10 protein-coding genes and 1 pseudogene are annotated in these 11,200 nt (G+C 63.0%); 8 read left to right on the forward strand and 3 right to left on the reverse strand.

From position 1 onward, the window contains the following. The coding region (locus Q7J26_RS09405) for a class I tRNA ligase family protein (protein ID WP_304936196.1) at positions 1 to 1,477 on the forward strand (1,477 nt) is incomplete at its 5' end. Then, positions 1,474 to 2,202 (forward strand): TlyA family RNA methyltransferase, encoded by a 729-nt coding sequence (locus Q7J26_RS09410; protein ID WP_304936197.1) that lies wholly within the window; start codon positions 1,474 to 1,476, stop codon positions 2,200 to 2,202. The genes Q7J26_RS09405 and Q7J26_RS09410, both read left to right, overlap by 4 nt. Before the next feature lie 111 nt (positions 2,203 to 2,313). Here Q7J26_RS09410 and Q7J26_RS09415 read toward each other — a convergent pair whose 3' ends face one another. Further along, positions 2,314 to 2,985, reverse strand: a complete 672-nt coding sequence (locus Q7J26_RS09415) for a glycine zipper 2TM domain-containing protein (RefSeq protein WP_304936198.1) — start codon at positions 2,983 to 2,985, stop codon at positions 2,314 to 2,316. Positions 2,986 to 3,224: 239 nt separating this feature from the next. Here Q7J26_RS09415 and Q7J26_RS09420 point away from each other — a divergent pair, with 239 nt between their 5' ends. Both Q7J26_RS09420 and Q7J26_RS09425 read left to right on the forward strand, forming a co-directional pair. Next, complete coding sequence (locus Q7J26_RS09420) at positions 3,225 to 4,469, forward strand: class I SAM-dependent RNA methyltransferase (RefSeq protein ID WP_304936199.1); 1,245 nt, start codon at positions 3,225 to 3,227, stop codon at positions 4,467 to 4,469. A 9-nt stretch (positions 4,470 to 4,478) separates the two neighbouring features. Then, complete coding sequence (locus Q7J26_RS09425; RefSeq protein ID WP_304936200.1) at positions 4,479 to 4,892, forward strand: hypothetical protein; 414 nt, start codon at positions 4,479 to 4,481, stop codon at positions 4,890 to 4,892. On the opposite strand, the pseudogene Q7J26_RS09430 reads toward Q7J26_RS09425, so the two are convergent. Continuing rightward, a pseudogene (locus tag Q7J26_RS09430) lies at positions 4,889 to 5,737 on the reverse strand (PA0069 family radical SAM protein); the annotation flags it as partial. The gene Q7J26_RS09425 and the pseudogene Q7J26_RS09430 sit on opposite strands and share 4 nt — an antisense overlap. Before the next feature lie 1,002 nt (positions 5,738 to 6,739). Between Q7J26_RS09430 and Q7J26_RS09435 the strand changes: the two are divergent. Then, positions 6,740 to 6,994: a hypothetical protein gene (locus Q7J26_RS09435; protein WP_304936201.1), complete on the forward strand. Its 255-nt coding sequence runs from the start codon at positions 6,740 to 6,742 to the stop codon at positions 6,992 to 6,994. Positions 6,995 to 7,792: 798 nt separating this feature from the next. On the opposite strand, the gene Q7J26_RS09440 is transcribed toward Q7J26_RS09435, so the two are convergent. Further along, positions 7,793 to 8,671, reverse strand: coding sequence for a hypothetical protein (locus Q7J26_RS09440; protein WP_304936202.1), 879 nt, complete (start codon positions 8,669 to 8,671; stop codon positions 7,793 to 7,795). A 92-nt stretch (positions 8,672 to 8,763) separates the two neighbouring features. On the opposite strand from Q7J26_RS09440, the gene Q7J26_RS09445 reads away from it, so the two are divergent. The 3 genes from Q7J26_RS09445 (at position 8,764) to Q7J26_RS09455 (ending at position 11,078) form a co-directional block, all read left to right on the forward strand. Next, positions 8,764 to 9,060, forward strand: a complete 297-nt coding sequence (locus Q7J26_RS09445) for a hypothetical protein (protein WP_304936203.1) — start codon at positions 8,764 to 8,766, stop codon at positions 9,058 to 9,060. Then, positions 9,041 to 10,561 carry a phage terminase large subunit gene (gene terL / locus Q7J26_RS09450; RefSeq protein WP_304936204.1) on the forward strand — a complete coding sequence of 507 codons (1,521 nt, stop codon included), beginning with the start codon at positions 9,041 to 9,043 and terminating at the stop codon, positions 10,559 to 10,561. The genes Q7J26_RS09445 and terL overlap by 20 nt, the downstream gene beginning before the upstream one ends. 184 nt (positions 10,562 to 10,745) lie before the next feature. Next, the gene (locus tag Q7J26_RS09455) at positions 10,746 to 11,078 is read left to right on the forward strand and encodes a hypothetical protein (protein ID WP_304936205.1); all 333 of its coding nucleotides are present in this window, start codon (positions 10,746 to 10,748) and stop codon (positions 11,076 to 11,078) included. The last annotated feature ends 122 nt before the right edge of the window (positions 11,079 to 11,200 follow it).

Consider the following 11,200-nt stretch of genomic DNA (forward strand, 5'->3'; position numbering starts at 1 on the left):
GCTGGAGAACATCGAGCCCTGGTGCATCAGCCGCCAGCTGTGGTGGGGACACCGCATCCCCGCCTGGTATGGGCCGGGCGGCGAGATCTATGTCGCCGAGACCGAGGAAGACGCCCGCGAACTGGCGATGGCGGACTATGATTCCGAGGTCGCCCTGACCCAGGATGAAGACGTTCTGGACACCTGGTTCAGCTCGGCCCTGTGGCCGATCTCGACCATGGGGTGGCCCGAGAAGACCGAGGATCTGGAGCGGTTCTATCCGACCAGCGACCTGGTCACGGCGGCGGACATCATCTTCTTCTGGGTCGCCCGGATGATGATGATGGGCCAGCACTTCATGGGCGAGGTCCCGTTCAAACGGGTCATCATCAATGGCCTGGTCCGTGAGGAGAAGGGCCAGAAGATGAGCAAGTCCAAGGGGAACGTCATCGATCCCCTGGGCATCATCGACGAGCTTGGCGCCGATCCGCTGCGTTTCACCATGGCCATCCTGTCGGGCACGCGCGACATCAAGCTGTCGAAGCAGCGGATCGAGGGATACCGCAACTTCGGCACCAAGCTGTGGAACGCCGCCCGCTTCAGCCAGATGAACGAGGCGCGGCGCGTCGAGGGCTTCGATGCCGCGACGGTCGAACAGACGATCAACCGCTGGATCCGCGGCGAACTGACCAAGGCCGAGCGCGCCGTGTCCGAGGCCATCGAGGGCGGTCGGTTCGACGATGCGGCGGGCGCGCTGTACCGGTTCGTCTGGAACGTCTTCTGCGACTGGTATCTGGAACTGGCCAAGCCGGTGTTCAACGGGGCCGATGAGGCCGCCAAGGCCGAGACGCGGGCCATGACGGCCTGGACGCTGGACCAGACGCTGAAGCTGCTGCACCCGGTCATGCCCTTCATCACCGAGGAACTGTGGGCCGAACTGGGCAAGGAGGGGCCGGCGCGGGAAGGCCTGCTGATCGGCGCCGAATGGCCGGTGCTGCCGGATGACTTCATCGACACCGTAGCTGACGAAGAAATCAACTGGTTGATCTCTTCCGTTACAGAGCTTCGTTCTAGCCGAGCTGAGATCGGCTTGCCTGCCGGGGCCAAGGTGACATTGGCGATCTATAATCCTCTGCCGGAAGCCTTCGGTCGTTTCGAGCGCCACGCCGATACCTTCTCGTCACTGGCCAGGCTTGAGAAAATCCAGCTAGTGTCGGAACGCCCAGAAGGAGCCGTCGCTATCCTCGTAGGTGGTGTGTCTGCGTTTATTCCGCTGGCCGGGATCATCGACCTGACCGCCGAACGGGCGCGGTTGGAGAAGGAGATCGCCGTGTTCGAGAGCGACATCGGCCATGTGAACAAGAAGCTGGGCAATCCCAACTTCGTGTCGCGGGCCGTGCCGGAAGTGGTCGATGAACAGCGGGCCAAACTGGCCGAGGCCGAGGCGGGCAAGGTCAAGCTGCAGGCGGCGCTGGCGCGGCTGAGCGAGATCGGATGAGGCTGGACCAGCTTCTCGTCACGCGCGGCCTGGCGGAAAGCCGGGCCAGGGCGAAGGCGGCCATCGAGGCCGGCGGCGTCACCGTGGACGGGGCGCCGGCCAAGTCCGGATCTCAGACCGTGGGGCCCAAGTCCGTCATCGGCTATGTCGACGCCCACCGCTGGGTCGGGCGCGGCGCGCTGAAGCTGGACCACGCCCTGACCGTCTGGCCCGTGGCCGTCGAAGGCCGGGTGGTGCTGGACGTCGGGGCGTCCACCGGCGGCTTCACCGAGGTCTGTCTGGATCGCGGGGCGGCAAAGGTATTCGCGGTCGATGTCGGCTTCGGCCAGATGCACGACCGGGTGGCGGCTGATCCGCGCGTGGTCAGTCTGGAGCGGACCGACGCCCGCGACCTGACGCCGGACCTGATCCCGGAGCGGCCGTCGCTGATCGTGTGCGACGCCAGCTTCATCAGCCTGATCAAGGTTCTGCCGGTCGCGCTCGATCTGGCGGCTGAGGAGGCGGACCTGATCACCCTGGTCAAGCCGCAGTTCGAGGCCGACGGTCCGAGCGGCATCGGCAAGAAGGGCGTGGTCAAGGATCCGGCGGCCCATGCCTCGGCCGTGGCGCGGGTCGCGGACTGGCTGGAAGCCCTGGGCTGGGCGGTGCAGGCGACGATCGAGAGCCCGATCACGGGCGGGGACGGCAATATCGAGTTCCTGCTGTGGGCCAAGAAACCGCAGTGATAGGGTCCAAGTAGGCCGAAGGCCGATAGCCCTTCAAGAAAGAAGAAACCGCCGGGGGATTGCTCCTCCGGCGGCTTCCGTCACGTCGTCGATCGACAGGGGGGCTGAAAATTAATCGACGACGCGATAGCGGCCGTACTGGTCGGGGCAGGTGCGGACGTAACGCGTGTCCGTGCGACCATCGGGCAGACGGACCTGGCTTTCGGCCAGACGGCATCCGTCGGAATTCTGATAGGATTCAACCGGACGCGACCGGTCGTCGTAGTAGCCGCGATCCTGAACATAGTCGTCACGACGGTCGTAATCGTCGTAGCGGTAGCCCTGATCACCGCTGTAGTGGTCGTCGTAATAGCTCGGCTGGCTGTAGCCATTCTGGGCGTAGCCGTCCTGAGCATAGTAGCCGCTCTGATCGTAGCGGCTCTGGTACGCGCGGCAGGCGTCGGAGCTGGAGCGGCCGACCTGGGACCCGACCACGGCGCCCAGGACCCCGCCCAGGATGCTGCCCTCGGTGCGGCGACCGCGCGCGGCCAGCTGCGAGCCGATGACCGCGCCTGCGCCGCCGCCGATGACGGCTCCGGCGCCCGTGCGGCCCTGACGCTCACGGGCGTAGGGGTCGTACTGCTGTTGCTGGTAGCCATTGCCGTAAGCGTAGGAGGGGGCGTAGGCGCCCGTGCCGTAGTTCTGGCTGTAGCCGTAGCTTTGGGCCGAGGCGGCCATGGGCGCGGCGACGGCGCCGATGGTCAGGGCCGCAACGGCGGCGAGGGACTTGGTGGAGAGACGCATCTTCAACCCCTTGTGGTCGGACGTTCAGTGACGAGGGCTGAACGGGTGGACCGGCTGTCTGTTGCATCCTGTCTATCGGGGTGAAGCTGAACGGCTTTTGAGCAGGCCGTTCATTTTCGTTCATGTTTGGTGGCCCACCGCGCTTCGTGCTACTTGAGGACGTTGGTTCGACCTGCCGCGTATAGTGGATCTGAGGCTGCGGCTTGGCGTGTGGGGGCCGGGCGGCTAGAAGCCCGGCGATGCAGACCTTTACGATCAGCCGCGTCGGCGGACAGGGCGATGGCGTCGCCGAAACGCCGGACGGGCCGATCTTCGCGGGCCTGACCCTGCCGGGCGAGACGGTGCGGGGCGAGGTGGTCGATGGACGGCTGGAGCAGGTCGAGATCGTGACCCCCAGCCCCGACCGGATCGCGCCGGTCTCGCCGCAATACGGCGACTGCGGCGGCTGTTCGCTGCAACACTGGGCGGACAAGCCCTATCTGGACTGGAAGCAGGACCAGGTGCGGCTGGCCCTGGCCCGCGAAGGGATAGAGACAGAGATCGAACCGACCGTGGCCACGCCGCCGGGCACGCGACGTCGGGTGGCCCTGCACGCGCGACGCACCGAGGATGGGCGGGTGATGCTGGGGTTCAAGGCGCGGCGCTCGTGGCGGCTGGTCGAGGTGCGCGAATGCCCGGTGGCCGATCCCCGGATCATGCGGGCCATCCCCGCCCTGACCGAGATCGCGGCGGCCTTCCTCGAACATCCGAAATCGGCGCCGAGCCTGCATGTGACCTGGACCCTGACGGGGCTGGACGTGGATGTGACCGGGGTTGAGCGGCGCTCCGGCGGCGGCCTGTCGGCCGACGCCCAGAGACGGGCCATCGCCGCCGCGCACCGGGCCGATCTGGCGCGGTTGAGCCTGGCCGGCGACACCCTGGTGATGGCGCGCCAGCCGACGGTGGCCTTCGGCCCGGCCACCGTAGCCCTGCCGGCGGGAGGTTTCCTGCAAGCCGTACCCCAGGCGGAGGCGGCCATGGTCGAACGCGCCCTGGCGGCGGTGAAGGGGGCCAAGAAGATCGCCGACCTGTTCTGCGGCGCGGGGACCTTCACCTTCCCGCTGGCGACGGTGGCGCCGGTGATCGCGGCCGATGCGTCCAAGGCGGGGATCGAGGCGCTGAAGGCGGGCGTGGGCTCGGCCAAGGGGATGAAGGCGATCACAGCCGAGGCGCGCGACCTGTTCCGGCGGCCGCTGACGCCCTACGACCTGAAGGGCGTCGATGCGATCGTGTTCGACCCGCCGCGCGCCGGGGCCGCCGACCAGACGGCCCAGATCGCCACGACCAAGGCCGGGGTGGTGGTGGGGGTGTCGTGCAATCCCCAGACCTTTGCGCGGGACGCCCGTGTGCTGATCAACGCCGGTTTTCGGCTGGAGCGGGTCACGCCGGTGGACCAGTTCCTTTGGTCGAGCCATGTCGAGCTGGTCGGCGTTTTCAAACGGTAGGCGATGACCATGGACGATGAGCTGAATGAGGACGGCCTCGCCGAGGACGGGGGCGGGTTCGACGCCGACGACTGGAGCCGGCTGAAGCCCTTCGTCGGGGCGGTGGCGACCCTGGACGACGTCCAGGCGCGCCGGGCCGTCTTCGCCCTGGCCGAGACCGACGACCCGCGCCCGATCAAGATGGACCTGCCCCAGCCGGTGATCTGGTGGGAGGAGGACGGGGAACAGGCGGCCGTCGCGGTTCAGGCCGAGACCCATCTGGGGCCGGAAGGCGAGGAAATGGAGATCCTGGGCCTGATCCTGCCGGACGGGGAGGGGGCGGTCGCCCTGATGGAGGACGTCGATCTGGTCGATGACACCGACCCGACCTGGCGCGATCTGGTGACGCGCGCCATCGACCCGTCAGCCGCCCACGAGGACTAGCCGAACAGCTCCAACTGCGGCCGTGCGTCGGCGGGGACGCGGAACTGGGTTTCGTCCAGCAAACGCAGCGGCGTATCGAGGCCGTAGCGTTTGACGGCGGCCTTGAAGCGGGCGCCGATCAGTTCGGCGACGGGGCCGGTTCCCTTCATGCGCTGGGACCAGTCGGCGTCGTAGTCCTTGCCCCCGCGCGTCTGGCGGATCAGCGACATGACGCGGGCGGCGCGGTCGGGGCGGGCGTCGGCCAGCCATTCGCGAAACAAATCCTTGATCTCGAGCGGCAGGCGCAGGGTGACATACATGGCCCGCGTCGCCCCCGCCTTGGCCGCCGCCTCGAGTACCGATTCCAGTTCGTGGTCGTTCAGGCCGGGAATGACCGGGGCGAAGCCGACGCCGACGGGACAGCCCGCGTCGGCGAGCCGGCTGATGGCCTCCAGCCGTTTGGCCGGGGTCGAGGCGCGAGGCTCCATGGCGCGGGCCAGGCCCCGGTCCAGGGTGGTGATGGAGACGAAGGCGGAGGCCAGGCCGGCCTGACCCATGGGCCCCAGAATATCGGCGTCGCGGGCGATCAGCACCGATTTGGTGATGATGCTGAACGGGTGATTGAACCGACGCATGACCTCGAGGATCGAGCGCGTCGATTTCAGCTCGCGTTCGACCGGCTGATAGGGGTCGGTGTTGCCGCCTATGTGGATGCGTTTGCACCGGTATCGGGGGGCGAGGAAGGCCTGTTCCAGCAGACGCGCACCTTCGGGCTTGAAGAAGATCCGGCTCTCGAAATCCAGGCCCGGGGATAGGCCCATCCAGGCATGGGACGGACGGGCGTAGCAGTAGATACAGACGTGTTCACCGGTTCATTTCCTTACGCTGCGGCCTTGGCCGGGTTGTCCACGATTACCTTCCGATGCCCGGTTGCCCGGATCGGTAGGAATAGAACATAAGGAGAACACGAGAACAAGGACCGTGTTCCGTGGGCGGGGGAGGGCACGTCCAAATCTGACGTGCCCCTCGGGTCACCGTGATGGTGATCCGGCGAAGTTAGTTCGGAAGTTAGTTCCGAGCTTCGGCTTATCGTTCGTCCTTCGTCATTGTTGCGGACGTTGCGTTGGTCGTTGCGATGGTCGCTTCGTCAATGCCATCGAGTTGGTGCAACGAGTTGCAATCAACTTCAGTTCGACGTTTTAACCGGTAGCATTGCAATCAACTGCATCGCCATCTTCGTCATCGTTTTGGATATCGTTATCATTGGCGTTGTGACCGGTCGTGATTAGCTACGTCAAAATGACGTAGTGTGTGTTGCGTCATATGCGGTTTTAGACCGCATATACTTTCACTTTCAGTTTGAAAGTCCGTCAACCAGTTGCGTGACCAGTCACGGCCGGTCAGCCAGCCACAGGAATACTTCGCGACCCCCTTGCGGCCGGAGCCAAGACGTGCTTAACGTCTCGGGCTGGCTTCGGCACAGCAAAAAGCCCCCAGACCGCAAGGCGAGGGGGCTTCCTGAAAGCTAAAATCCACCGCCGAGGCCCGGTGCAAACGGGCCGAAGCAGAAAGGGGAGTCACCACATGTGGTGCGCCGTTAGGATATGAGCGGGGCGGTCCTTTAGGGGGCCGCCCTTTCCTCGTTATGGCCCAAGCGGTTCCTAAAGTCACGCGGAAAGTTTGGTCGGCGTATTTGAATAATGACCTGCGGCGGCCATTCTGGTAGTTTGACTAAATAGAAGTATAGGAACGGCGTGGGGCTGTTCTACCAAGTTTCGGACTTTCAGTCGCGCGTTTCAAACGGGTGCATGTCTGAAAGCCTCGGAAGCGCCCCACGCGCTTCCGAGGCTTTTCTTTTAGTGGACTCCATGACGACTACGAACCGCAAAAACAAGATGTCGCCCAAGCGCGATTTCTCCGACCGATCCAAGGCAAGGCCGTCTACGGCTGGCCAAGGTTTGTTCGCTGCGGAACTCGAAGCCAAGCACGGCAATTCCGAACCAAAAGAGAAAGTCCGTGGCGGTAAGCTCCGGGCGCGCTCTGGAACGGTGACCAGCATCACCGGCGCAGAGGCTGCGGCCATCGCGGCGAAATATATGGCGGCCCAACCGGGCGCCATGTAAGTTCAAGTTATCGGGTTTGTTGGTTCCCCAAAGACCATCTTGGCAAAACACTCTGGCAAAATCATACGCTCAAGGGGTCGATAGTTGGCCACCCCTCCAACAAAACAGGACCGGGACTTTAGGCTGTGAAACACCAGCCGCCTGACCGGGGCGATGAAGCCAGAGCGGGCTTAAGAGGTATACACCGGAAGGAATGCACGGCTCGAACCCAGCTACCTTCTGCGGCTCCCTCGGAATGTGACGGCCTGACTGTCGCGAAAGAGCTATTAGAAAGAAGACGTGCGCTGTCCACATGGTGACAACACGTCTGTCCCTCCCGGTTATTTTCCTTGCTGGTTGTAGGGGCGCGGCGAGATTCAAACTCGCTAACCGTTTTGTCAAAACGACCACCCGCCGGGCAACTACCTCGACCAGATCACTGCGTAAGCACATCCCTTGGATTCGCCTACCGGACCCGCAAGGGATACCGGGGCAGTCGGACAGGAAGACCGCTTCACGGCTGGATTTACAGGGAAACCGCCAGCCACGCTCCGCAAGGGGCCTCTGGGGCGTAGGAAACCAAGTGCATGGAACTTGTCAGTCTCTCCCCCTCAAGGTTGCTTCGATTGTTGAAGTGATCTTGGGGGGGAGAAAACTGTGTCTGGCATGGATGATTGCACTTCAGAGAATTGCTTGAAGCGAATGATCTGAAGTTTGATCAAGCAGAACGAAGCGACGGAGCGAAGGCTTGCCGAGCGAACGCGCAAGTGATGCCGGTGGGCGCCAAGCCCGCCGACACACACACTCCCGCTGACCTGATCAGTCTTCCGAAGTCTGCGATCTGTCAGTGATCGCCAGCGGAGCCGACTTCTTTGTCATGGGAGTGAGTTGGATGCGGCTCGTCCAGTTTGTCGCCTCCGCAGTGGCTTCTGCCATGTCTTTCAGGACCGAGTGGGCTGGTCCATCGAGCGCATCGTAAGTGGCAGTGACGCCACCGGGTATCGTGAGAACTTGCGCCATCAGCCATGCGGTCTTCATGACGTTGAGGCTACCTCTACCGTTCAGTTCATCTTCGATCTCTTGAAGCTTACGCAGCATGTCCTTCTTTTTGGACGGCTTCTGGGTCGAGTTTTCGATTTGCTCGCGCACCCGCTGGAAATCGGACTTCAACTTTTTGGCCGCTTTCTCGGTGACCAAAATCCGGGTCTCGGCTTCCCTCTTACGCAACGCTGCTTTCGTGCGGGCGTGGAACAGATTCAGCTTCGCATCAAAAGCGTCAGCATCTGTTTCTTGGAAGTCGGACCAGCCTTTTATTTCGTCGTCTTCGAACTCGGTGACCTCTTCCGCTTTGGCCGCGCCAAGCAGAGCGGTTTGTATTTCGTAGCGAAGATACAGAACGCTGGATGAGTTGACGCCATACTCTTCACGGGCATGGGCAAGCCGAGGCTCAATATTCAGCTTGGCGATGTCGAGTAGTCGCACGAAGCGTTCGTCAGGGTCGTCGCCGAGCGCGTCCCAATCTTCGTCTTTGATAAGGTCGTTTAGCTTCATCCAGATTTCATGAACGGGTTCGCCGATCATGTCGAGATATGCCCGGCTACTCATCTCGACTTCTGACCGGCCAAAACCCGACCCGCCGATAAATACCTTCAAATCCAGACGGAGGTTTTCCAATGGCGGGAAATCATGGGGGCGCACGCCCCGGCGCCGGTCGTAAGACCGGCTCCACCACAAGCGCGAATTCAGCTTCCAAGCTGCGGGAGCGCATCAACGAATCTCACGCGAAGATCATGACCAAGGACAACGTGCCCTTGTTCGCCGATGAAGTGCTGAACAGCGATCCGCTCTCGACCATCGAACTCTACCGCAAGGTCCACCTTCAGGACTTCGTGGAAAACGGCGACATCGCAGCCCTGAAGGAAGCGATGATGGCCGCTCGCGAGGCGGCTCCGTATTACCACGCGAAGCGTCAGTCGATTGTCCAAGAGAACATCACGACGAACCCCGCAGAGGAAAAGACCGACGCGGAATTGATGACCGACATTTTCGGTCCCGACGCTCGACCGAATGACGCCCGCGCTCACTGATCAGCAGCTTGATCAGCTTCGTGCCGCTCGACACCCGGACTTCCTGAAGACCCTCAACGCGGACCAGCAAGCCGCTCTGAAGGTGCTGCATAAGCGCGCCCTCAAGCAGGACTTGGAATACTTCGCAGAGAACGTCGCCCCGGCCTTCGTGAAAGACCACGAAGACGCGACCCCGGCTCGCCATCACCGCCTTATGCTTCACCACCTCAAGCGGGTGGCGTCGGGCGAGTGCAAACGCCTGATGATCTTCTGTCCGCCGGGCGTCGCGAAATCGACCTACGGCGTCAGAATTTTCACGCCGTTTTTCCTCGCGAACAACCCGAAAACCAAGGCCATCGTCACGTCGTCCAGCCAAAAGCTGGCGTGGCAACACAGCGACTGGATCAAGTCGCTGCTGAACATGAATGCCGACGCCCTCGGGACGAAGGCGGTCAACGACAGCCGCGAACTCTGGAACACGGATAACGGCTGCGAACTGCTGGCCGTGTCGTCTGGCCAAGCCTTCCAAGGCTTCCGCGCCGATCTGGCCTTCATTGACGACCCCGTAGGCGGGATCGAGGCCGTGAAGTCCGACCAGCTTCGCGACAACCTTTGGGAATGGTTCAACGCCAACCTGCTTGGTCGTGTCACGCCCTCGGGCCGGATCGTCATCATTATGACGCGCTGGCACGACGACGATCTGGCCGGGCGCCTGATCAAACTCGCCAAGGACTCGGGCGACGACCAAGACTGGACCGTCCTGTCACTGCCCGCGATCTGGGAAGAGGAAGAGGACGAACCGGCATGGCCCAAGGGCCTCGGCCGCACCCACGGCGAACTGATCTGGCCGGGCTACCAGACCGCCGATTTCTACAAGGAGAAGAGGCGAGGGGACGAACTGACGTTCCAAGCCATGTATCAGTGCAACCCGCTCCCGCCGGGGGGCGCCGTCTTCCGCGCCAACCTGCTGAAGCCGGTCGATGCGGCCTCGGTGCATGTTCGGAAGATCGTCCGGGCGTGGGACTTAGCGGCGACCACCAAGCGCGGCTCTGATTGGACGGTCGGGGTCAAGATGCAGTTGGACAACCGGGGCCAATACACGATCCTCGATGTCGTCAGGATCAAGGGCGGCCCGGAAGAGGTCCGCAGCACCATCCTGAACACCGCTGCGGCCGATGGCCGGGGCGTCTACATCTCCCTACCGAAAGACCCCGGACAGGCGGGCATCGCGCAGGTTCGTGACTTCACGAACGCGCTGGCTGGCTACGTCGTGGAAGCGACCCCCGAGACGGGTTCGAAGGTTGATCGGGCGCGGCCTTATGCGGCGCAGATGAACGCCGAAAACGTCAGCATGGTCGTCGCCCCGTGGAACAAAGAATTCACGGACGAACACGCCGGGTTCCCCAACCTGAAGCATGACGACCAAGTGGACGCGGCCTCCCGTGCCTTCGGCTGTTTGCTCGATTTGCCAGCGTTCATTCAACAACCAACGTGGGGCTACAGTAGAGCGATGACGCGATAATGTAAGAATCGCGGTTGTTCGCTATTAAATGGCAGGTTGCTGTTAATCCGGATAAATATAGTTGACCGGTGACGCTGCAATCATCCCCTCCGAACAAGTCAGCACAGTCCCAAGCGGGTGTTGGCTCAATGCCTCGGTCCCGATTGCAGTGGGGCCGGGGCATTTTTCTTTCGGAGTATATTCAATGGCTGATATTCACACGCACCAATTCCATACCGTTCAGCAGGTCGCCGCGACCATCGACGCCCTGACCACTCGCCTGTCGGACCTCCGTCAGCTTGCTGACCTGATGCAACGATCCGAGGCGATGGCCGCCGAACTCGCCGCACACCGTCAGGTGGCCGCCGTTGACCCGGAACAGCCGCGCTTGTCCGATCTGATCAAACGTCATCGCAACGAGGACGGTCACCGCGTCGGGCGGGCCAACGCAGTCAGCACACTGTCGCCGGTGATGGATGCGCCCCTGTCCCCGGAAACGATCCGCCGCACCCGTTCCACCAACCGGGAGGCGCAGTGATCCCCGCCGATTATGAACTGGCTGATGCTGACATCGCGATGCTTGGCGACCTGAAACGCTTCGAAAGCCACGCGCTCGATACCAGCCTGTTTCACCATCTGGACGCGGGCCGGTTGACCTAC

The sequence above is a fragment of the Brevundimonas sp. genome (assembly GCF_030656255.1).
Classification (GTDB): Bacteria; Pseudomonadota; Alphaproteobacteria; order Caulobacterales; family Caulobacteraceae; genus Brevundimonas.